We start from the raw sequence: 25058 nt of genomic DNA, 5'->3' as shown, positions 1-25058 counted from the left end.
AATGACCAATACCTTTATCTAACTGGTAATTTGACGCCATTAAACATAGCTTGCACCGCGATATTATTTTCACAAAGACTAAGTTTATCGATGGTTTGTCTATTTAAATGCGGTGAAAATTGACTAATAAAATCATACATATAGTTACGCAAAAACAGAGAACGTGCAAATGCGATATAAGTGGTACTGTAGGGGAAGATATGGCCAGCATTAAGTACCACAAACTCACTATCAGAGTTCTCATTAACTGCCATTTTAGCAACAATGCCAACACCAACACCTAACTTAACATAGGTCTTAATCAAATCAGCATCAGTGGTGCTAAAAACAATATTAGGTACCTGATTAGCCTTAATAAATGCTTGATTTAGGTCGGAACCATCATTAGAAAAGTCGTAACTGACTAACGGATAGTTAGATAATTCTTCGATTGTGATTAGACTACTTTTGGCTAAAGGATGATCTTTCATAACAATCACCGCCTGGTTCCAGTGATAACAAGGTAAAGCAATCATATCATCACTAAGATCTGACAAATCAGTAACAATAGCAAAGTCCGCTTGTCCGGTTTGTGCTTGCAAGAGACATTGAGCGGATGAACCTTGCTCCATATGAAGGGTAATACTTGGATATTGCAGCATAAATTGCTGGATAACCAAGGGTAAAGTATACCGAGCTTGAGTATAAGTGGTGGTAATTGTTAATGAGCCTTGATTTGGTTGGCTAAACTCTTTAGCTAAAATTTTAATATCTTGTGCTTTATTTAAAATTTCACGGGCTAAAGCAATAATTTGCTCACCAACTGGCGTAACTTCTGAAAGATGTTTACCTACACGGGTAAAGATTTGCACATTGAGCTCATCTTCCAATAATTTAATCTGCTTACTAATCCCTGGTTGCGAGGTATACAGTTTTTCAGAGGTAAGAGAGACATTGAGATCGTTATTGACGACCTCAACAATATAACGCAGTTGTTGCAACTTCATGACAAAGGCTCCTTTGACCATATGTATTTCCCTCTTCTCAACAATAATTTAAGCAAGAGGGAAATTGCAAGGTAATTCCTTTCACACTTTAGCACAAGACAGTTTTTTATACTAAAACTGCTACTTAACCTGATCTATTCGTCAAAATTGACCTGGTGTTCTTACCTATTTTTTACTATCAACCCATTTACCATGAACATATTTCATCACCCAACCGGTAGATTTGCCGTTCACTTCAGATGTGACATATTGTTCCTTATTTTTACGACTAAAGCGAACAATACTCGGATTACCATTTGGATCATGACTTGGTGCTTCTGTTAAATAAATGAATTTTTCCGGTAAACGATATTTAAAACGTTGTAACTCTTCAATTAAAGGTGCACGAGTTTCCCGAGATTTAGGGAAATTATGTGCAGCTAAAAAGATACCTGATGCCCCATCTCTTAGCACAAAATGGGCATCTGATTTGCTACATTTTAGTTCCGGCAAATCAACTGGATCTTCTTTAGGAGGAGCCACGTCACCATTTTTTAAGATTTTACGCGTATTTTTACAATCTTGGTTAGTACACCCCATATACAGCCCAAAACGGCCTGACTTAAGATGCATTTCTGATCCACATTTTTCACATTCAATAATTGGACCATCGTAACTTTTTACTTTAAATGTGCCCTTTTCAACTAATGAGCCATCACAAATTGGGTTATTACCGCAAATATGTAACTTACGCTCATTATCTAGCAGATAACTATCCATCGCAGTATGACATTTAGGGCAACGTTTAAGTGCTCTTAAAGCATTAGTTTCAGCTGTTTCCGCTTCTTCCAAAATGTTCAAAGTTTCATGTTCAGGAATTAAGTTGATTGTCTGTTTACAACGCTCTTTAGGTGGCAACGCATAACCAGAACATGCTAAAAACACCCCAGTTCCAGCTGTTTTGATCCCCATTTCACGACCACAGTTAGGACATTTAATTTCCGGTGTTAAAACGAGTGGATTTAATTGCATTCCTCCACGATCAGGATCTTGTTCAGCAATTTCAAGATGCTGGCTAAAATCTTCAAAGAATTGATCTAAAACTTCGCGCCATTCTTGTTTTTTATTCGCAATCTCATCAAGTGCATGCTCCATACGTGCGGTAAAATCATAACTCATAAGATCATTAAAGTTTTCACTTAACCTGTCAGTTACAATCTCACCGATTTTTTCTGCATAAAAACGGCGATTATCTAATCGAACATATCCACGGTCTTGAATGGTTGAAATAATGGTAGCATAAGTAGAAGGACGACCAATTTCTCGTTTTTCCAATTCTTTTACCAATGAAGCTTCATTGTAACGAGCAGGAGGTTTAGTAAAGTGTTGATCTGGATTTAAACTGAGTAGTTCTAAAATATCTTCAACCGATACTGCTGGTAACATCTTATCTTCATTATTTTTACTTAACTGTGATTGTACTTTTGTCCAACCATCAAAACGTAAAGTACGACCTTTGGCTTTTAAAGTAAAATCACCCGCTTTAACAGTAACTGTAATAGAGTTATATTCAGCGGATGTCATCTGACAAGCAACAAATTGACGCCAAATTAATTGATATAGTTTAACCGCATCAACGTCGACATCACTAAGACTGGTTGCGGAAATATTGACATCTGACGGACGAATTGCTTCATGCGCTTCTTGTGAATTTTTCTTACTTGCATAAACATTCGGTGATTTCGGTAGGTATTTATCACCATAGTTTTTGCCAATATAATCGCGAACCATGTTTAATGCATCTTGACTCAAATTTGTTGAATCGGTACGCATATAAGTGATATAACCGGCTTCATATAAGCGCTGGGCTAACATCATTGTCTTCTTCACCCCAAAGCCAAGACGAGTGCTTGCCGCTTGTTGTAAAGTTGAAGTGATAAATGGTGCAGTTGGATTACTTTTAGTCGGTTTTTCTTCAATATTGGTAACTTGGTATTGCTTGTTATTTAGCTCGGCTAACGCAATATCAATCGCAACTTGATCTTTTGGTTCAAACGCATCATCTTTATAATGCGTAACTTGCATGGTTAATTTTTCTTGATTAGCAGTTTTTAAATCGGCATAAAGTTCCCAATACTCTTCAGGAATAAAAGCGTGGATTTCACGTTCACGTTCAACGACTAATCGTACCGCAACGGATTGAACGCGACCAGCCGACAAACCACGCGCCACTTTCTTCCAAAGTAACGGCGACACCATAAACCCCACCACACGGTCCATAAATCGGCGTGCTTGTTGAGCATTAACGCGATCCATATCCAACATAGCCGGATGTTTAAATGCGTTTTGAATGGCAGTTTTAGTGATTTCATTAAATACAACGCGGCGGTACTTATCATCATCACCACCAATAACATCTTTAAGATGCCAAGCTATGGCTTCCCCTTCTCTATCCAAGTCGGTTGCTAGATAGATCATATCCGCATCTTTGGCTAATTTTTTAAGTTCATCAACGACCCGCTCTTTGCCTGGCAAAATTTCATAATGAGCTTTCCAACCATTATAAGGATCGACACTCATACGGTCGACTAAGACCTGTTTCTCAGATCGTTTTACTTTCTTCTCAGCTTTATCTTTGCTGGCTTTATCTTTGCCGTTTTTTTCATTGCGGTGGCTACTACCACTTACTGGAAGATCGCGAATATGCCCCACGCTTGATTTAACCACGAAATCTTTGCCAAGGTATTTATTAATCGTTTTTGCTTTTGCTGGTGATTCCACAATAACAAGGGATTTTCCCATAATTAAACCTATTTATCCTGTAGTTTAAGTTATTTACCGTCTAAATTATCATCGAGTAATGACAGTAAATCATCTTTAATTGTCGATACTTTAGTGGCATATTGCTCTTTTTGCTCGGCATCTTCAATTAATTGCGTAATTGTTTGTGACAACGTGCATTTTCGGCGTTTAGCTAAATTAGCTAACCTTTGCCAGACTAGAAATTCCAAATCAATAGACTTTTTACGTGTATTTTGTTGCTCGGCATTAAAATGCCGTTTTCGCCTTGCCCGAATAGTTTGTTTCATGCGATTATCTAAATCGGGATTTAAATGCTGCTTAATCCAATCAACGACAGCTGTCGGCTTGTGTTCTAATAATAGTAGTTCATTTACAGCTTGCTCTGCTGCACTCCTTTCTATATAACGAGTAATTAGCTCACCTTCTAAATGTCTTTTTACTAGATAGTGCCACTTCCAACCGCATTCAAGGTTTTCTAATTGTTGGTATTTCATAAGCTCACCTTGTGACGCTGTAACTAAATATGATAGTTGTAGCATAAACTCATCACACAATAAAGAAAATTATTGCATTTGACAAATTTTTTATAAATCTGCTATCGTTCACCTTTAACTTCAATCTTCTAATTAAGGAATCACGTATAATGGCAAAAGCCGATGTTATTTATATTAATGGCCACATCTACACGGCTGACAAACACGATACAGTTTGTGAAGCTATTGCAATTCAAAACGGCTATATTATTGCAACTGGCACCACACAAGAGATAAATAACACTCAATATGTTGATAATTTTACGATAATTTATGATCTACAAAATAAAACCATGATGCCAGGCATTATTGATGCCCATTTACATACTTTTTGGGGCGGTATGCAATTATCTTCATGTAATTTAAATTATCAAAGTTTAACTGTTGATGCCACTCTGGCCATTATTCAAAAATATTTAGATAACGATTCCAGTAATAATAGCACAAATTGGTTACAAGTTCGTGGCTGGTTGCGTCAAGAAGTATTACCAATCGGCACTGACATTACCCGTTTTGATCTTGACAAGCTTAATACCACGCGTCCGGTTATTCTATTCTCAAATGATTGTCATACACTCGTTGCTAACAGTATTGCTTTAGAAAAATTTGGACTCGATCGTAATACGCCAGAGCCTTCTGATGGCAAAATTGGACGTACTGAAGATGGCGAATTAAACGGTATTTTAGAAGATGCTCCTGCAATGCGCGCATTTGACAGCATTTCTAAACTTACCGATGAACAAGCGGTAAACATTGCTAAATTATCACAAACAGAATTAAATAAGCAAGGGGTAACTTCAGTAATGGATGCGCGTATTACTGAAACCCAAGCCGATGCATTTTTACAATTACAACAGCAAGATGAACTTTCAATACGTTTATTTGGAGCGCGTGAATTACCCCCTGATGATGTCAATTCAATTGGAGACATTCCAGCGGTAATTGATCGGGTAAAACAGTTCGCTAAACGCTATGATGACCAAAATTGGCAACCTAAACCGGGAATAAAGGTATCGCATACGAAATTATTCGTTGATGGCGTAATGCAAGCGCCGTTAATGACAGCGCGTTTGCTAAAACCATATCAATTAGAAAATGAAAAAGATCGCTATGGTGATCTCTATTACTCTACAGAAATGCTAGATGCCTTAATCCTTGAATCATCGAAAGCAGGTTTTCACCCTCACATGCATACCGTTGGCGAAGGGGCGATCGAAGTGGTTCTTAACGCTATTGAAAAAATGCGAAAAGCACTTCCGGATGCGGATATTCGCCCAAGTACGGCCCATAATGAACTCAGTGCGATGCATCAATTTGCCCGTTATAAACAATTAAAAACCAGTGTGGTATTCTCATTCCAATGGGCGGGTTGTAGCTCGGCAATGGTTGAACAATACCAAACACTATTTGGTGCCGAACGTTATAATGGTTTAGAAGCCCATGGCCAATATATTGATGCCGGCGTAACCTGTGCTTTTGGTAGTGATTGGCCAATTGATCCACTTAATGAATGGTATGATTTCCAAATTGCTATGACTCGACAAATTGACGCCGAACACCCACGCTTAAACAGCGACCGCAATTTAACTGCCGTTGAAGTGCTACGTTGTGCAACTATTGGTGCAGCTTACGTGTTAAAACAAGATAAGTATATTGGCTCTATTGAAAAAGGTAAATTTGCTGATTTAATTATTTTAGATCGCAATCCATTTACCATTCCGGCAACAGATATGCAAAACGTCAAAGTACTAACGACAATTGTTGGCGGCAAAACGGTTTATCAACAAGCTTAATAAACTTTAAATAAATTCACTACCCCGCCAATAGGTCGGGGTAGTTTTTTATTACTAGTCCGCATCAACAACAACATCACCCTCAACTGCTGGTTTTCGAGTAAAGTGTAAAATCGCAGCAATAATAAATGCTCCGATAAACATATCAATCACATACCACAATGCACCTTTGGTTACACCACCAAGTGCCACTAAGCCACCAAAAGCAACTAAGGAATCAATACCATTAATCATACCTAGCATACCCGCAACTGCTGTACCAACAACGATAGCGATAATAACCCGTTTGGGGTCTTTAACGGCGAATGGAATCGCGCCTTCGGTAATACCAGCTAACGATAAAAAGAACGCAGTGATCCCAAACTCTTTTTCTTCTTTGGTGTATTTTGAACGAGATACCAGTAAAGAAGATATTGCTAATCCTAAAGGAGGAATTGCACAGCACATACGGAACACGCCATTAGGACCATAGACGTGTTCCGCCATAGCGGCTAAGGTGAAGGCTGTGGCGGCCTTACTACAAGGTCCCCCCATATCAAGCGCAGCAAGCACACCGATTCCTATACCTAAAACTGCCGCGTTAACTTCTGACATATCTTTTAAAGTTCCCACCATTACTTTTACAAACCAATCGAGCGGATATGACAAAATATAAATATAGATGGGCGCCATGATCAATAATGTCACAGTTGGAATGATCATCACAGGCATAACCGAAGCAATAACCGGATGGACTTTAACGGTTTTAAACCATTTAACAAAATAACCAATTAAAATCCCAAAAATCATTGCACCTATAAATCCAGTGCTAACTTGGTTAACACCAATTGGATTATTTACTACATAGCCCATAATAAAGGCTGGTGCCAAGGCGGCATTACCACCAATAGAGTAAGCCATATAAGCCGCAAGCACTGGCACCATCATTGCAAAGCCGTAGAAAGCCACTTGTTGCAAATTGGCAAAGAATTGATTACTAGGTAGAATGGTGCCACCAGTCACATGCCCAGTCATTAACACAATTGAAAAAAGAATACCGGAAGCAATGATAACAGGTAAAAATTTACTAATACCTGTATTTAATGCTCTAAATATCTCTTTACCAATACTCTCCTTCACTTCTTTTTTGGATGATAAGGCTTCGGCATTATTAAAAATACTAGCTGTATTTTTAACCGCTTCACCAGTACTAACCTTAATCACATTTTTAAAAGGTTCTAACCGTTCAGCATTATCGATTGAAATATCTGTCGCTAATAAAATTACATCAGCACTTATCAGATCTTGCTGAGTTAACACATTATCAATACCAGCTGCACCTTGGGTTTCAACCTTACAATCCCACCCACGTTTTTTAGCTTCGTTTTCAATTTTTTGTTTAGCAATATAGGTGTGCGCCATACCAGCTGTACAGGCACATATAGCGACAATCTTTTTATTTTTTAAGGATTCTTTACTCATATAAACCTCGGATTTTTTTTGCTACAGTTTGAATATCACTATTTAATAAAACCTCAATAAAATCGTCATCAGCCAAGTTTGCCGCCAATTTGGCAATAATTGTCAAATGCTCTTTATTAGCGTTTTGTGGTGCACCGATTAGCACCACTAACTTAACTTTATTGGCATTATTCCAGACTATTCCTTGATTATATTTTGCCACGACAATAAATGGTGTTTTCACTGCTTCGCTTTTAGAATGCGGTAATGCAATATTGGGCAAAACATCAGTTTCCATCTCTTGTTCATGTTGCATAACATCAGCAGAAAATTTATTTACATCCGTTAAATAAACTTCACTCTGTTCAGCCATCAATTTAATCACCGATGACTTATGCGTAATAACATCAGTTGTTAATTCAACAGGTAAAACGGGAATTGGTTCCATAATATATCCTCCTAATTAATCACTGTTCTGTGTACAATCTTTATACATGATTTTTAAGTAAAAATATAACTGTTTATAAAAAATCGAATAGTTAGCTGATCAACGAATAAATTTGCCAATCCAACCTAGTAATAACACTATTGAACCTATTATTTTTGATTTTTTATTTCGGAAAAGCCTACAAATCATCCGGATTTATAATCTTTACTAAAAATTAGCTTGCATAATTATGATAATGTGGCAGAATTCCCTGCCGCTTTAAGCGGGTAAAAAGGCAAAACTATACTTAGTAGTTTTTTATTGTTTTTTGGGACAGAGGAGCAAATTAAGTCATGTCCGCAATAAAAATGAAACGAGTTTTAACCACACCTGCATTGATTGCATTTGGTTTAGCTTATATGGTTCCTTTAGGGATCTTTACCACTTATGGGGAAGTTACCGTTGTCAGTAATGGGCACTTACCTATAGCCTACATTATCACCCTTGCCATGATCTTTTTCACAGCATTGAGTTATTGTCGAATGGCAAACAAACTTCCTATTGCTGGTTCGGCCTACACCTATGTACAAAGAACATTTGGTGGAAAAGCAGGCTTCTTAGTTGGGTGGGCACAAATTCTTGATTACCTATTTTTACCAATATTAAATTACTTGGTTTTAGGCATCTATCTACATGAACTTTATGATAGTATTCCGGCTTATGTATATGTATTGGCATCGATTGTAGGTGTAAGTGTATTAAATTACCTTGGAATCAAGTTAATTAATTGGGCCAATATTACTTTGAATTTATTTCAAGCGTTATTCATCGTATTGTTTATTATTTTAACCTTAACAAATGTCCATTTAACACCGGAAACAATGTTAAAACCAATATCAGTGACAAGCGATGATTTTAGTGGTTTATTTTCTGGAGCGGCCATATTATGTTTAGCATTCTTAGGCTTTGACGCCATTGCGACACTAGCTGAAGAATCAAACAACGCTAAAAAGACCTTACCACGAGCAATTATTGGTACCATATTGATTGCTGGTTGTATATTTTTAGTTGTCTCCTATTGTGCACATTTAGCCTATCCGCAATGGACTGATTTTGCTGATAATAAAGATACCGCAAGTTTGGATGTAATGCGTAGAGTGGATAACATAAGTCACTTAACCAATGTACTTGGTAAATATGGCAATGATTTTATGTATAACTTCTTCCAAACAGCCTATTTAACTGGTGTCTTTGCCTCAACTATGACAGCGCAAACAAGCGTGTCACGCATCTTTTATGCGATGGGGCGTGAAGGTGTGTTACCGAAAAGAATCTTCTATAAAATTCATCCACGTTTTAGAACACCTTATTTATCAATTATTTTTGTTTCCTGTTTTTCCCTATTCGCTTTAGTACTTGATTTAAGCTTAGTCGTATCAATGATCAGTTTTGGTGCCTTAGTTGCCTTTACCTTCGTTAATCTATGCGTAATCAAAAGCTACCTAAGTGGTACTAAAAAAACAGTACCAATGCTTTTAAAATATGGATTATTGCCTGCAATTGGCGTATCACTTTCGTTGTGGCTATGGACCAGTCTTGAAACGACAGCGATGACGGTGGGTTTAATTTGGTTAGCTTTTGGATTTTGTTATCTACTTTATCTAACACGAGGTTTTACCAAATTATTGCCTTCAATTGATCATTCAGAATTGAATTCAATTATTAAAGATTAGATTAATCTATTAGGTCTACTTGAAAGTATTTAGTTAATGCCCTTTTAAAAAATAATCCCGTCGACCTTTGGTCGACGGGATTTTCATTTTTAAGTCAATAAAATAAGCTAGTAAAATTGCTTAAGATTATTCACCAAAGCCAGTAGCAAATAATTCGCGGATTTCATCCATTGCTGCTTGTTCATCTTCACCATCACAGATGATTTCAACAGTTGAACCACCTTTAACACCAGCACCAAGTAACCCCATCATACTTTTTAATTTAATGGCTTTATCGTTATAAACAAGTTCAATTGATGATTTATAACGGCCAGCTAATTTAACAAGCGTCGTTACCGGGCGTGCATGTAAACCAGTTGCATTTTTTACTACCATTTGCTCTTTTAACATATTATAGTCCTTACTTATATCTAATGTTAATACAATACCCGTATTTATATCATAAATTCATTTTTTTTGCTCTTTTTTAGCATTATTTTTTAAAATTTATTCATATCACACTGTTTTTTAATAACTATCGATTAATAATACTAAAACTACTCCACCCAAAAATATCTCACCACATGAAAAAATATTGGTGCAGCAAAGCAGATAGAATCAAAGCGATCGAGTATGCCACCATGGCCATCGATAAGCCTTCCCCAATCTTTTACTCCGCGATCACGTTTAATGGCCGACATCACTAATCCACCAAAAAAGCCCAAAAGCGTAATCATTAATGAAATTAATCCCGATTGCAGAAAAGTAAAAGGGGTGATCCAACACATGCAGGCGCCAATAAAACTGGCGGATAAAATGCCACCTATGAAACCTTCAATCGTTTTTGATGGTGAGATATTCGGGCTGATTTTATGTTTACCAAACAATTTTCCAAAAACATATTGCAACACATCTGATAATTGAACGATTAACACCAAATAAGCAATTAACAACAAATTACGACCTTGATAATGTTCGATATCCAACACTAATAACGCCGGTACACACGAAATACAATAAACCGTAATCATCAATCCCCATTGTACATCGGCAATTCTCTCCAAAAAATTGCGAGTTGAAATCGTGGCGAATATCGCAAGCAACAAAAAGGCATATACAGGAATAAAAATACTGAATAAACCATACCATGCATAGGCGACTAAAATATATTGCATTGGTAAAGCAATTCCAAAAGCAAAAATTAACACGAAATAATCGTAGCGATTGATTGGTGTTAAAATGAGAAATTCACGTAACGCCACACCTGAAATAACAAAAAATAAAAAGATCACCGCGAGTTGCCCAAACCAAAAAGCAACCCCAATTATGGCAACCATTACCCACCATGCATTTATCCGAGTATTTAAATTATCGATAACACTATTGGGGGATTTACAGCGAAATTTTAAAATTTGGCCAATCATTGTCGCGACTAATAAAAACAGGCCTATGCCCAAAAACAATAAACACGTATCATATTGATATTGGGACATTTAAATTCTCCTAGGTGCAGTATTACTAGTTAATAAAGGATTAATTATTGATAATAACATTAATAACCGCAAAAATGATTAAACAATTTTGCGCTAAAAATAAGATTAACTGCCTTTTAAACAACGATAAAACCCCTTTTTGGCGATCTGTAATGGTTCTTGAGGTAAATTGACTCGGCTTGATTAATTTTAAATTGGTTAACGCCCTATCCATCGCTAATAGTTCATCATGCAAATGATCCACATGATTAGTTAAGTGCTTGAACAATTTCCTATCAAATTCGATTCTTATAGCATAATACTTACTGATTAAACCGAGAATAAAGATCATCAAACAAATAATGGTTAATGGTATTGCCGAAGAACTCAGCAAGGCAACAAAAACAACTAACAGCGATAATAGCATTGAAAAAATATCAATCTGTTTACTTAGCGACAAAAAACTACAAAACGCCACTAAATCTATTTTAGTCATAGAATTTGTTGGTGACCGATTATTGTTACTACTTAACATGTCTTTGTCCCATCTTTAATGTTTGCCAACCAGTTAGTTAAAATTAGTTGTTGCTGATTAGAGATCACAATTGAATGCCGATGTTTTTTTACTTTGTTGATAGCTTGTTGCAGATTGTCGACTTTTTTTGTCCATAACAACCAAGCAATAACAGCGGTTGCACTTCTGGAATATCCCAAAGCACAGCAAACGAGTAATTTACCTTGTTGCCGATATTGTTCAATAATTTGGGCAGCTTGCTGACACTCTTTTGGCGAAAGTGGTGTCATATCTAAAACTGGAATAAATGTATAAACGCCGTTAAAATGACCAATTGGCAACTCGGCACACAAATCAACCACTGAGGTAAAGCGATGTTGGTTTAATGCGTTAGTTGACGGAATACGACCTAAATAGACGTTATCGGCTATCAAGTCATCGGCTTGATGTTTAATCGTCCATATTCGCGAGTTTAGCCACATAATAATAAAGTATGGTAAATAAAGCAGATTTACGGCTAACTTAAAACGGCCATTTTGCTGTTTTTGAAAACCTAAGGCACCAAAAAATAGATAATTAGTGGCAACCAATACCAATGCGCCAGCTAACCATAATAACCAAAGCGCCCATCCGGAGAGATAGATAGCCATAGTAAGGGATAACAGAGATAGGCTCAGATAGATCATCGTCCAACAATAATTTAATGGCCGATATATTGATGGTATCTGCCTATTATCAGGCCATAACCAAATGCACAAACAGCCTACCCATAATCCAGTTGGAATATCAAAAAAATGATGCTGCCAAGTGGTTAAAACAGAAAGAGCAATTAACAAACACCAAAAATGTAATATATAACGCCCTAATCCCCGAAAATATTGAGCATAAAATTGCCATAAAATAACTAATAACGTGATATGTAATGATGGTGCTTGATTAAATGGTTTATCAAAACCCATTAAAATATCAAACAGTAAACCAAAAAAGCCATCCAAAACGGGACGGTCAAAATAGAATTTAAGCGGAAAAACTAAGAAGCAAATAATACAAATCACTTGCGCGGTTAACAATCGTAAACCAAGGGTTTTCAAAGATTGCCAAGAAGTTGTCAATAAAATGGCAAGACCATACATCAGATCGATAGACCAATAAGGCACAATCGTCCATGGCCAAAGTGGAATAGAATGTTCCCAACTAAAAAATAGACTCGGCACATCCTGACGTTGCGAAGTTAGCCAGTTAGTAAAATTATAACTGGCAAAAAAGAACAACGACAAACCGGCTAACCACACACATTTATAAACATTTAGACGGTTGAATAGTTTTGGCATAATCAATGGGAATTTCGTTGAGCGACAGAAACCGTAAAAATGCCCCACTGATCGACCAACATGGTTACTTTACTAAATCCCGCTTCCTCAACTAATTGATCCATCTCAAGTTGTGTTCGTCGTCGCATAATCCACGGTTGTCCTTGTCGATGTGAAGTTAACGCTCTGGCTATAAATTCTAATTGCGGATGCCAAGGTTGATTGGTATAAATTAGATACCCGCCATGTGGAATCACATCGGCCAATCCTAATAAAGACTGGCGCAACAATTGATTATCACCAAATAATTCATATAATCCTGATACTACCGCTAAATTAGGTTTAGGTGATAATTGTGAAAGCTCTTCACGACTAAAAGCATCGCCTTTTTCAAAACGGACAATATCACTTAACCCTTGTTGCGCAATTAGTGCTTGTCCATCACGGATATTAATATCACTATAATCACGTAATAAAACCGAATTGGGTTTATCGGCAATTTGATTAATGGTTTCTAGAATGTAGCGACCATGTCCTGCAGCAATATCAACAATGTTAACTTGCTCTGATTGTTGAAACTGTTCAATGGTCTGTTTTAATAGTTGCTCTAGATGAGTCTTACGTTGTCGAATTCCTCGCCAACCAATTGATTGTAAATAGAGATAATCAAAAAAACGCCCAAGTTTAGAGGTTCCAGACGGTTCATTTCGATAGACATAATCAAGCGTACTGCCAGAATCAAACCCCGTTTCAAAACCTAGCTTAATACCATCCGACATTTTACTGGCATATTTTAAGGTTGATCTAACAAACTGCCAATACCATGGTTTGATCCAACCAGATGGAGGTAAAGCTAATCTATCGGTTTCCATTCGGGTATAACCAACCCGATCGGCATTAGTTAACAGCGGAACATTCGGTTGATTCGCAAAACAGCCTTGAATAAACTGTCGAGCTCTGGCGATAGCCATGTTTCGATCTTTCTCACCAAAGGTATCATGATAGAATTTTGGTAAAATATGGAACTCTTTTTGGATTGTTCCTAAATTATCATAAAAGGCTTTTTGTGGTTTACGTCGCACTACAAAATCAGAGCCAGAAACTAATAACTGAGTAGGTACAGTGATAGCATTGGCATCTTTGACAATACGATCCGCTACCGCATAAAGGTCAAGTAGTAATCTGACAGAAATAGGTCGCGTAATTAAAGGATCTTTATTAAAAGAGTCTGCGCGATTAGCATCATGGGTTAACAAGTTCGGTTTAACATAACTATTTACAAAGAAATTGCCTTTCAAGTTATACAACAAATTAAGCCCAGATACGGCAAATGGAACATATAATTTAACGCTAAATGCTGGTGAACCTAATACTAATGCACGAATATTTGGCACATAATCATGCACCCAAGCGCTGGCAATTACCGCGCCAACACTCTGAGCAATAATGGCAATATCTTGCATATTTAATGAATATTCTTCAATGATATGTTCAATAAAACAGTTAGCATCTTTGATTAACGTAGCAAAATTAGGGGCATCACCGCGTTCACCTTCTGATTGACCATTTCCTCTCGCATCCCATGCAAAAATATGAAAATCGGGTAACTCAAGTTCATCGGCTAAATGCGCCATTCGTCCAGAATGTTCATGACCACGATGAAAAAGTACAATTGCTTTTGAAGATGATTGGCTGGCGACAGCAGGCCAGTAGCGATAAAATAATTGACAGCCATCATGGCTAATAAACATCTTTTGTTGTTCTTCTCGCATAGCTTATTCCTTTTATTCCCTTTTATTTTTTGATTCTTGTAATCCTTTTTTAACTCTATTAATTACCGTAATTAATAGCAAAAAGATAATAAGCCACAGTAGTGTATTGAGCCAATCAACTGGCAACAGAGAGGTAGCGATACCTAAACTTATTACACTAAAAATAAAAGCCCGATCGCTTTTACCCATAGGACCATCATAACGCCGTGAACTACCAATCATCATACCGAGTACACCGGCATACTCAGTTAAAAATGATAACAAAATGACTAAAATCACTAGACTAACATGGATCTGATTTAATTGAGTAAAGATTAATAGTAATGCCGAATCTGAAACCACATCACAGATCTCATTTAAATAAGCACCAAGATTCGATTTTTGGTTATATTCTCGGGCTAGCATGCCATCAATAGCATTGAGCGCCATCCGAATAAACATCCAGAACGGTATTAAGCCAAACAACCATTGATGATCAGCAAAATAGCCAACTAACAAAGCAACCAATATCGAACCTACACAAGCGGTTAGCGTGATCTGATTCGCGGTAATGTGTGATGCATATAACGATGTTACATAAGGACGAAGCAGTGCTTGAAAGCGCGATTTTAATTGATAGATTGAAAACACGGTCCTTCCTTTTATATGTTATATGCAATTAAACAATACGTTGTAACTGGGCATACTTTAATGAACTTACCATAAAATGCAAACGGTTGAGAACATTAACCTCACCAGCACCATCATCAAAATCCAAATAGAGCAGATTCAGTTTTGGATTAAGATCGCGCATACGCTTCTCTACCCCTTTAGACACAACATGATTAGCAATACAACCAAATGGCTGCAAACTAATAACATTATTAATGCCATGCTCAGCAAAGGTCATAATACCCGCAGGTATTAACCAACCTTCACCATATTGATTGGCCAAATTCAAAATTTCCTCTGCTTTTTTCGCCATATCACGAATATTGTGAAATGGTTGATAATATTTAAAGCCAGACAATATTTCATTTGTTTTATTAATATACCTTTGGGCTACTGTTTCAAAAAAATAAAGCAGATAAGCCACATAACTTTTATTAACAATATTATTATTTACATTGGAATCATAGTTAACAAAAGTTTGGGCAAAAAATTCAATCATGGGCGGGATGACTGGTTCAATTCCCTGATCGATTAACCACTCCACACTATGTTGATTACCAAAACTATTATATTTAACATAAATTTCGCCAACGATCCCAATTTGCGGGCAATCCTTATTTAACGTCTCGATTTGATTAAAATGATCGACCGCTTCTTTTAACAGTGCAAAAATCGCTTTTTTGCCTTTATGTTGATTGATGAGTTGTTGTAACTTTCTGATATAAAGCTCTTTCAATTGGTTTGCTTGTTGCTTAAATTTTGCTCTAGGCGCAATCGAATAGAACATTTTCGAGATAGAATCAGTAAACAACATAGCAAAAAAAGTTGTTGGCAATGTTTTTAACCAATTAATTTTAAAACCAGGTTGTTCAATTTCGTTAATATTACCAAGACTAAGAGAGACTATCGGGATATCTTCAAACCCATTACTAATCATTGCTTTTTTAATCAAGGAAAGATAACTACTCGCTCGACACTGACCACCCGTTTGGGTAATACCGATTGCCACTTCATCACGCTGATATTTACCAGAATTTAGCGCCTTAATAATGTCACCCACAATAATCGTTGCTGGATAACAAATCTCATTGTTACAATACTTTAATCCCCATTCAACCGAACTTTTATCTGGTTTTGGCAAAGTCTCAAGCTTATAACCTGACAAAGCAAAAATTGGCGGTAATAATGGTGAATAAAAATCGGAGATATAAGGCGCTAAAATAGTCCGTCGTTGTTTATCTTGTTTAGCAAAAATAGCCGTCTTTTTACGCTCAACCACTTTTAATGGTTGTTGGTGATTCATACGGATTGACTCAATAATCGAACGTAAACGCAAACGCACCGAACCAGTTGCGGTGATCTCATCGACCCGAATTATTGTACAGGTCTTACCTTTTGACTCTAAAATCGCCTTACACTCATCGGTGACAATCGCATCAGGACCGCAACCAAATGAATTAAGTTGTACAAACTGAATATTTTTCGGTTGTTCAGCAACAAAACTCGCTGCGGCATATAAACGGTTTGGATAACTCCATTGCGAACAGATTTGCAACTCAGGGGATAATTGATTAATCGCCCCTAATACTGAATCCTCGGTTATCACATCACACCCCAAGGCATTTAAAATCTCTGGGGTTTTATGATTAATTAAACTATCGCTATGGTAAGGGCGACCAGCTAAAATAAACACATATCGTCCCGTCTCTTTAGCATTATTCAACACTTCAACTGCCTTGTTATACAGTGACTGTTTATATTCGGCTTGAGCAACTAATGCATCAGCAAAAGCCTGATTGGCTACCTTTTTTGTAATTCCCAGCGATGTTAAATAATTGATACAGCCCTTTTTTAATAATTTCTGGTCGCTAAAATTAATTACCGGATAATCCAAGGGTACATTGTATTTGGTTTGCGGATTGATGGCACTATTTACCACCTCAGCATAACTACTGACAATCGGGCAGTTATAACTATTAACGGCATTATCAAAATGGTCAGCCTCAAACACCACCATCGGCATAAAAATACGATCAACCTTCTGTTCGATCAGTTCCATAATATGCCCATGTACCAGTTTGGCAGGAAAACAGATACTATCCGACATCACCGTACCTGCCCCTTTCTCGTAGATATCGTGGGTAGAATATGGCGAAAGTGTCACATTAATTCCACTATTGGTTAACAAGGTATGCCAGAACGGAAAATTTTCATATTGACCTAACACCCGAGGAATGCCAACATTAAGCTTAGCTTGAGCATTATGAATATTGGTTCGCTCAAATAACAACGCATTTTTATAATCAAACATATTAAATGCATTTTTATCTTGATATTGATTATTACTTAAAAAGCGCTCGCACTTATTACCCGAATAATAGCGCTGCCCATTAGCAAAGCGATAAATCATAATGTCGCATTTATTCTCACATCCCTTACAGCGTGAAGGCTTGGCCTTATTATCTTCGGCTTTTTGTAGATTATCTAAACCAATAAATTGTGATGGAGTTTGATCTTGCTGATAGTGATTTTTCGCCACTAACGCCGCACCATAAGCCCCCATCAACTCAGGAATATTAGAACTGGCAATCTGTGCACCAGTCAACTGCTCTAAAGCTCGAAATACCGCCGGATTTTTAAAAGTTCCGCCTTGCACCACAATATGATCGCCCAATTTACGCATATCATGTAATTTCAGTACTTTATGAATAGCATTCTTAATCACCGAAAAAGCTAGCCCAGCTGAAATATCACCCATAGTGGCATTTTCACGCAGAGCCTGTTTCACTTTAGAGTTCATAAACACTGTACAGCGTGTGCCCAAATCACAAGGGTTATTAGATTTACACGCTGCATCAGCAAAATCGATGGTATTGGAATTAAGGGATTTAGCGAAAGTCTCAATAAACGAACCACAACCCGATGAACAAGCTTCATTTAACTCAATGTGATTTACCACGCCATTAGCGATAAAAATAGCCTTCATATCTTGGCCGCCAATATCCATGATAAAACTCACTTTAGGATCGATATGTTTAGCCGCGGCAAAGTGAGCCATCGTCTCAACTAAACCATCATCGATGGCAAAAGCAGCTTTCAACAACTCCTCACCATAACCGGTAACACCACTGCGAGCAATCACAATGTCCTTACCAGATGCTGCAATCTCATCCTTAAGTACGGTTAAACCTTTAATAAGTGCGGTAATTGAGTGACCGTTATTTGGTGCATAATAAGTAAAAAGTAGTTCATCATCTTCATTAATCAAAGTAATCTTAGTGGTAGTTGAACCACTGTCGATACCTAAATAAGCATTTTGCTTTTGATAAGCACTTAAAGCTAAGCGAGGAATTTCAATATATTTGCGTTTTTGTTGCCAATCAGCAAAAGATAACGACTGATTAAATAATGGTTTTAAGCGAAAAGATTGATTAACTTGAATTTTAGTTGACGCATTTAACCTATCGATAAAATCATTTAGCTTGAGCTCACTACGCTCAATAGCATGAATTGCCGCCCCCCAAGCTGACAACAAAGTAGGATGCTCGGTGGTAACTATCTGATCTTCATTTAACTTTAGTGTTTCTAAAGCCGCTCTGCCTAACGTTGGAATAAACGAAAACGGTCCGCCAATCAACATTACTTTGGGAACAATATCATAACCACGGGCTAAGGTATTAACCAATTGAATACAAACCGCATGTAATACAGAATAAGCAATATTTTCTTTGGAGACATTACGACTAATTAAATTTTGCACATCGGTTTTGGCAAACACTCCACAGCGTGAAGCGATCGGATAGACTTTATCATGTTTAGTTGCCAGCAGATCAAACTCCTGTACTGGAGTATTAAGCAAGGTTGCCATCTGATCTATAAAGGCACCTGTACCACCGGCACAACTACCATTCATACGAATATCTGGTGGGCGATCAGGAAAAAAGAAGATCATTTTACTATCTTCTCCGCCGATATCGATTAATGTGCGTACTTCAGGATATTTACGTTGTACTACTTCCGATGCTGCAACTACTTCCTGAATAAAAGCGATATCAGCCTTCTCAGAAATTCCCATTCCAGCAGAACCTGTTACCTTCACTGATAACGTAACATCATCACCAGTCTGCTGTTTAATTTCATCTAAAAGGGATAAAACGGTAGGTACAATATGGGTGTTATGACGAACATAATTGGTATAAATAAAATTATCCTGTTCATCAAGCACGACACACTTAGCTGTCGTAGAACCAACATCCAATCCAAGTCTATACATTTTTGGCATAACAAACTCACATTTTGCAAATTAGACTTAACCTATAAAAGGATCACAAAAATCTAGAAATAATTATCATTTTTTATGAATTTATTATAGCGAAATCTTTCAAATTTTTAATCAATTTGTTTGGAAAATGATATTTTTGGATATTTTTTAACTAGCAGAAACTAAAGAAAATAAATCTTATTGGCGCTAATCCTGCGCCAAACCTTGCTTAGCCGTAGCAATAACATTCTTTAAATCGATCCCTTGTGCTTTTGCAGCAAAAATACAACCGCAATAACATTGACGATAAACATCGTACTCCTTACAAAGTTCGATAGAACGCTTATAACCATTATTCTTTTTGAAATCAGAAGGCAGATAATTTACCGAAAAAAGCTCTTGAATTTCAAAACCAAGTTGGTTAATTTTTTGACTATTCTTTTTCGGACTTAGCGTTAAAGCACTAGCGAAATAATCAAAACCTAACTCTTGAGCTTTAATCGCTGCCAAATCTAAGCGCATCTTATAACAAAGATGACAACGTTCACCACCTTCTGGTGCATCACGTAGATGCTCGACCTTTTTAATAAATTCTGCTGGTTGATACGGGGCTTCTAAAAACTGTACATGGTTATTGGTCTTTTGATTAAAGTCGGCAATAAACTTCTGCTGAACCTTACTACGATATTCATATTCCACGCGGGGGTGAATATTGGAATTAGCAAAATAAATCGTAATATCGGCATACTGCGCCAAATACTCCAGTACATAAGTACTACATGGTGCACAGCAACTATGAATCAACAATTTTGGTCGCGCTGATGCTAACTGCCAATCAGCAATCACCTCTTGCAAAACTGAATCATAATTTACTTTATTATGTGGATTTAATTTTTCGAGAATATCTTTGGCATTAATTAACATTGGGATTCTTTCAGTATCAGGCTGATTGATGAATTTTAAGGCGCGTATAATATAGCGATCTGCTAAAGCGTTCAAGTTTAAGTTACAATTTTGTTTTTCGGGATTAACATTTAATTTTTTCGCTAAATTTGCGGTGATTAAAAACCCTTTTCCTCAAATTTTTAAATGCCAATTTCACCATTTTGCAGCAGTCAAAAAGTGACAAATGCCTAAATCATGAGTTAGACATTTTTAATAAAGTGTTTCAACAGAATTTTTTGACTAACTATGCGGCGGTGAACTAGTCACAGACGATATCATTATCACCGCTAACTTTCTAAACTAACACTTAGGCAGTTTGTAATATTTTTTTATTTTTATCCCTTTATGTATAGGGAACTCGGATTGGATTTATTTCTCAATAATATCGGATCCGGTTTATCACTATGCATATAGGGAACATGTTATAAAACCCTTTTAGAGGGTTTGATTATAAGTGTGTAGCTATTTCTCTAGCCACGTCTAAAGCTATCTGATCCCACGCATACTCAATAACCGAAGTAACTTTTGCATCTTTTACTCCGCTATCATTCTGTTTAGTAGAAAATTCTTTAGTCCATCTATTGCCTGATAATTCAAATGTTACATTTAAAATTACGCTCGCACTATCAATATTCGTTACTCCATAAGTGAATTTTGTTTTAGCATTATTAACTATTAATGTTAACTTTCTACCGCCAGAATTTAAATCTGCGTACGTGCTAATTGCTTCTTCAATTCTTGATGAAAGACCTATTCCAATCGGAATTCTAGTACGAGTCCCACCACCAACAAATCCTGAGGCCCCTTGTATATCAATTCGTGACGTAAAATCACTAGGGATCCATGTAATATCTAAGCTTTGTTTTTTAGTAATATGTATCTCTGATTTTATTTGCTTTAATGATTGATAAGACAACCTATCATTAAATTGATGATGAACACTACAACCAGAGAAAACAAAACCTAAACACGTTAATAATAATAATTTTTTCACCCCATTCTCCTATAAATAATTTTGATAGATAGTATAAAATTTGTTAGCCAAGTGCAATAAAAGTTATTAATTCAATCATTCTCATAATAGAGGAAATTATTTTTATCAATCTGGTACGATATTTTATCGACAATACTTATTTTTCCAATATCAAATAAAGAAGAATGAAAATGTTCTATTGATGTCATTAAATCAATATAACTATATATTTTATTTGAGATCGCCATTTTATCAAAATCTGGGAACATAAAATAATCATTTCTTATTAAAATAGAATAAAAATAACATATTGAAGTGTTTTTTAAATCAACACCAAAATCATTTTTAGCTTCATAATCAACAAACAAGGTCACTCAATATTGAGACAAATTTCCATTCTCATAATCATCTTTAAAATAATCCTTACCTACAATTTTTACGTAGCTTATCGTTGCTTTTTTGTACATCAATGATAATTTTAGCTCTTTGTAAAAGTTTGGTTACTTCATCTGCTGAGTGGTCGAATGACAGGCATAAAAAAACCGGCTACACGGCAGTGAACCGTGTTCTGCAATTTGAGGAATTGTAACTCGATTTCTAAACTACCTACACGGTAGTGAACAAGCTGATGGTAGCCAAAGCTAATAACGCGATTTTCTAAACTACCTACACGGTAGTGAACCCAAATACGTTAACTACAATAAATCATCAATGTTTCTAAACTACCTACACGGTAGTGAACATTTATTTTTCATATAGATACATCATTCCAATTTTCTAAACTACCTACACGGTAGTGAACCGATCCTTACCTGTCCCAATGGGACGTGTTGATTTCTAAACTACCTACACGGTAGTGAACTAGAATCCAATATACTATAAATGCAGTTGGCAAAAAGAAAAAGCGTAATTTTACTATTAAAAACCCTTTTTTTGAGCCATTTTACAACATATTGATTTTTAACTATTTTATTTTAAGTCAAAAAAAAGGGTTAGCAATAAGTAGGAATTTAAGGTTCAAAAACCCCGTTCCGCAAATTTTTTTGGTTGTTTGAGTTTCGGACGTTTGTTGTTTTGCGGTTGTTTCTATACGGTGATTACGTCCGAGTTAAGAGGGTTGGCGCGAACCCTCTTTACAATCTCCCGCGGCGACCACGCAAGTGGTCACGATGTGACTGCCTTCCGCCTTCGTTCGCTTTTAACGCTCCTTGCCAAACATCCCTGTTTGCCATGCTAACCTCACTCAGTTGTCAGCACATTGCGAAAGTCGCTAAATTAAATACACCAAACTTATTTGCCAAAATAAACTCTTATGTTTATAGCAAGCTAATTTTAGTTTTAAAACCGATTTCGGGGAAACTTGGGCGGGATTTTGGCTTTAAAAACCCCGTTCCTCAACTTTTTTTGGTTGTTTGAGTTTCGGACGTTTGTTGTTTTGTGGTTGTTTCTATACGGTGATTACGTCCGAGTTAAGAGGGTTGGCGCCAACCCTCTTTACCATCTCCCGCGGCGACCACGCAAGTGGTCACGATGTGACTGCCTGCCGCCTTCGTTCGCTTTTAACGCACCGGCGGTGATTTGTTCCTGACAAAACACAGCCTTACCAAACATCCCTGTTTGCCATGCTAACATCAATCAGTTGTCAGCACATTGCTAATGTCGCACCACAAAATCGTTGTTTATCGCCCTAACGTTATTTTTCTTATCCTCAACTTCAATACCTAAGAACTAAAAAATAATAGCTAAGGATAGACACAGATTCCGAGGGCTTTGTGGGAGGTGTCCCTCGCGGAACGTACATAAATTGGAGTGTTTACCCACATAACTAAATAGTTATATAGGTTATCACTCGTCTGCTCACTCGTCCAATAGACTGTGTGATAGATGTCGAAGCCAATATACCGGTTCAGCTGAATCCCCCATTCCGGAATAAATCCTTCACCAATGCTACGAACATACGTATTATTAGGGTTTGTCCCTACTATTTCATCATAACCTTTACAAAACTCTGAATTTCTTCCCTGACAAGACGCATTAGTAAAATCCCTGACCTTTGTAACACGGTATCCAAAACTATTACACTTAGATGATATAATAGAACGGGTATTGCTATAAGTACCACTATGAATAAACCATTGCTTTAACACAAACCCATATTTGACGATGGCATTACCATGACTATCACGACCGACTAACTCAAATACCTGAGGTAAAGATGGTCTGTCGATTTTACCTGGATTATCTGAACTCCATTGCGATGGTGTAGCAGCAGGACCAGTCAGGGTGACTCGAACACTGGTACTTGTTGAATTGGTCATAGTAGCAGTAATCTTTTCATGAGAAACCGGCGCCCAAGATAAGGCCTGAATATTACCACCAATTTCTAAATCAAAATACAAATTATCAGCACCAGTAGTCGGGAAGTTTGAACCATAAGACGATGGCGTAGCTGACTGTGGTAGAAAACCATGATCCTTGACCCAAACGGCATCAGAAAGACCAACACTACCATCGTTGTAAGGTGTTGCATAACAAATCACTGGCGATGCCTTAGGATTAATATAATAAGTGGCATTACCTGCCGTAAAACGACTTTCATTAGGTACTCCATAACGTGTTGTTAATCTACCTTCAGTATTTGATAAGGTTAATTTATATGGCGCTTTACAAATAGTCAGTACTTCACTACGGGTAACAGCTTGATTATTTTTATCGACAATAGATAACCTTAAACTACCGGTAGCGGTGACACCATTAACCCCCTGACCATCACCATCATCATCCCTCCAATAATTATAAGGAGTGCCAATAAGTGAACTTAATGCAATAGAATTAGTATCCGTTGGTACTAACATACCAATATCATTAAAACTCTGACCAGCAACAGGTAAAACGATAGGATTGTCACTTGAATTATTGGTTGTCGGAGTAAATCTTTTACCATCAGAAAGGGATATTCCGAGTAGCGCTTCGGTATTGGTTACCCGGGTACGGCCACCATCAAAGGTAAAATAAGGTGCTGAGCCATAAATAATATTGGTCGTTTTAGTGGTTAATGCATAATTAGAAAAAGAGATAGACTGTAAAACAACCACAGTCAATATGAAAACCATCTGCTGAGATAAAAAGGCTAAACTAAGAAATTTTGAAAAATTTTGCTGAAATTGCGGAAATAATAAACTGCAGTGAAGTAATAAACGGTGTGAGCTAAACTTTAGAAAGGTGAAATTATAGGTTGGGCAGGTTGCGTGTTGCGTGTTGCGTGTTGAAAATTATAATCCATACCAGATATCCTTGTCAATCTAATTAAATGATTTATTTGAAATTTCAAGCTTAATGGCATGAAATTTATCCATTCGTATAAATATGCTATAAAAGTATAGTGATTGGAAAAAACCATGCAACTTATTTTGACTGTTTAATTGTTAACTTTTGTAAAGTTCAATGAAAAATTATAATTCAAAACCAACTTGTTAACGATAAAAACA

At 36.8% G+C, this 25058-nt stretch carries 18 protein-coding genes and 1 CRISPR repeat array; of the genes, 2 read left to right on the top strand and 16 right to left on the bottom strand.

Translation table 11 applies throughout. The features are described from left to right. Positions 1-14: 14 nt before the first annotated feature. From cysB to matP, 3 genes are all read right to left on the bottom strand, one after another. Positions 15-986, bottom strand: a complete 972-nt coding sequence (cysB, locus tag AC5LXV_RS09290) for an HTH-type transcriptional regulator CysB (RefSeq protein ID WP_493466241.1) — start codon at positions 984-986, stop codon at positions 15-17. 165 nt (positions 987-1151) lie between these two features. After that, positions 1152-3767 carry a type I DNA topoisomerase gene (gene topA, locus AC5LXV_RS09285; RefSeq protein WP_493466240.1) on the bottom strand — a complete coding sequence of 872 codons (2616 nt, stop codon included), beginning with the start codon at positions 3765-3767 and terminating at the stop codon, positions 1152-1154. Positions 3768-3796: 29 nt separating this feature from the next. Continuing rightward, complete coding sequence (matP, locus tag AC5LXV_RS09280) at positions 3797-4261, bottom strand: macrodomain Ter protein MatP (RefSeq protein ID WP_144187968.1); 465 nt, start codon at positions 4259-4261, stop codon at positions 3797-3799. A gap of 149 nt (positions 4262-4410) precedes the next feature. Between matP and AC5LXV_RS09275 the strand changes: the two genes are divergently transcribed. Further along, positions 4411-6093 (top strand): amidohydrolase, encoded by a 1683-nt coding sequence (locus AC5LXV_RS09275; RefSeq protein WP_493466239.1) that lies wholly within the window; start codon positions 4411-4413, stop codon positions 6091-6093. Positions 6094-6147: 54 nt separating this feature from the next. On the opposite strand, the gene AC5LXV_RS09270 is transcribed toward AC5LXV_RS09275, so the two are convergent. Further along, a complete protein-coding gene (locus tag AC5LXV_RS09270) occupies positions 6148-7554 on the bottom strand; it encodes a PTS fructose transporter subunit IIC (protein WP_493466238.1) in 1407 nt (468 codons plus the stop codon). Next, complete coding sequence (locus AC5LXV_RS09265; RefSeq protein WP_110433654.1) at positions 7547-7981, bottom strand: PTS sugar transporter subunit IIA; 435 nt, start codon at positions 7979-7981, stop codon at positions 7547-7549. Before AC5LXV_RS09265 ends, AC5LXV_RS09270 begins: the two co-directional genes overlap by 8 nt. Positions 7982-8313: 332 nt before the next feature. On the opposite strand from AC5LXV_RS09265, the gene AC5LXV_RS09260 reads away from it, so the two are divergent. Continuing rightward, positions 8314-9693, top strand: a complete 1380-nt coding sequence (locus AC5LXV_RS09260; RefSeq protein WP_493466237.1) for an APC family permease — start codon at positions 8314-8316, stop codon at positions 9691-9693. Positions 9694-9819: 126 nt separating this feature from the next. Here AC5LXV_RS09260 and AC5LXV_RS09255 read toward each other — a convergent pair whose 3' ends face one another. The 11 genes from AC5LXV_RS09255 to AC5LXV_RS09205 form a co-directional block, all read right to left on the bottom strand. Then, entirely contained in the window at positions 9820-10083 is a 264-nt protein-coding gene (locus tag AC5LXV_RS09255) for an HPr family phosphocarrier protein (protein ID WP_110423585.1), read from the bottom strand. A 146-nt stretch (positions 10084-10229) separates the two neighbouring features. After that, positions 10230-11165 carry a phosphatidate cytidylyltransferase gene (locus tag AC5LXV_RS09250; RefSeq protein ID WP_493466236.1) on the bottom strand — a complete coding sequence of 312 codons (936 nt, stop codon included), beginning with the start codon at positions 11163-11165 and terminating at the stop codon, positions 10230-10232. A 40-nt stretch (positions 11166-11205) separates the two neighbouring features. After that, on the bottom strand, positions 11206-11640 hold the full coding sequence (locus tag AC5LXV_RS09245; protein WP_493466235.1) for a hypothetical protein: 435 nt from the start codon (positions 11638-11640) through the stop codon (positions 11206-11208). Between the two features lie 32 nt (positions 11641-11672). Continuing rightward, positions 11673-12989 (bottom strand): phosphatase PAP2/dual specificity phosphatase family protein, encoded by a 1317-nt coding sequence (locus AC5LXV_RS09240; RefSeq protein WP_493466234.1) that lies wholly within the window; start codon positions 12987-12989, stop codon positions 11673-11675. Between the two features lie 2 nt (positions 12990-12991). After that, a complete protein-coding gene (locus AC5LXV_RS09235; RefSeq protein WP_493466233.1) occupies positions 12992-14740 on the bottom strand; it encodes a bifunctional alpha/beta hydrolase/class I SAM-dependent methyltransferase in 1749 nt (582 codons plus the stop codon). Between the two features lie 12 nt (positions 14741-14752). Beyond that, positions 14753-15370 carry a CDP-alcohol phosphatidyltransferase family protein gene (locus AC5LXV_RS09230; protein ID WP_493466232.1) on the bottom strand — a complete coding sequence of 206 codons (618 nt, stop codon included), beginning with the start codon at positions 15368-15370 and terminating at the stop codon, positions 14753-14755. Positions 15371-15398: 28 nt separating this feature from the next. After that, on the bottom strand, positions 15399-19673 hold the full coding sequence (locus AC5LXV_RS09225; RefSeq protein ID WP_493466231.1) for an acyl-CoA dehydratase activase-related protein: 4275 nt from the start codon (positions 19671-19673) through the stop codon (positions 15399-15401). A 186-nt stretch (positions 19674-19859) separates the two neighbouring features. After that, entirely contained in the window at positions 19860-20576 is a 717-nt protein-coding gene (locus tag AC5LXV_RS09220; RefSeq protein WP_065613062.1) for an epoxyqueuosine reductase QueH, read from the bottom strand. Positions 20577-21045: 469 nt separating this feature from the next. Beyond that, positions 21046-21591, bottom strand: coding sequence for a hypothetical protein (locus AC5LXV_RS09215; RefSeq protein ID WP_065578649.1), 546 nt, complete (start codon positions 21589-21591; stop codon positions 21046-21048). Between the two features lie 71 nt (positions 21592-21662). Further along, on the bottom strand, positions 21663-21938 hold the full coding sequence (locus AC5LXV_RS09210) for a hypothetical protein (protein ID WP_198191967.1): 276 nt from the start codon (positions 21936-21938) through the stop codon (positions 21663-21665). A 226-nt stretch (positions 21939-22164) separates the two neighbouring features. After that, positions 22165-22432: a CRISPR direct-repeat array (repeat unit 28 nt; unit sequence TTTCTAAACTACCTACACGGTAGTGAAC). Between the two features lie 880 nt (positions 22433-23312). After that, entirely contained in the window at positions 23313-24671 is a 1359-nt protein-coding gene (locus AC5LXV_RS09205) for a hypothetical protein (protein ID WP_493466230.1), read from the bottom strand. Between the last annotated feature and the right edge of the window lie 387 nt (positions 24672-25058).

The organism is Gilliamella sp. LMG 34359, assembly GCF_984569085.1.
Note: the sequence above shows the minus strand (reverse complement) of the source record. Positions and strands in the feature narration are given on the sequence as shown.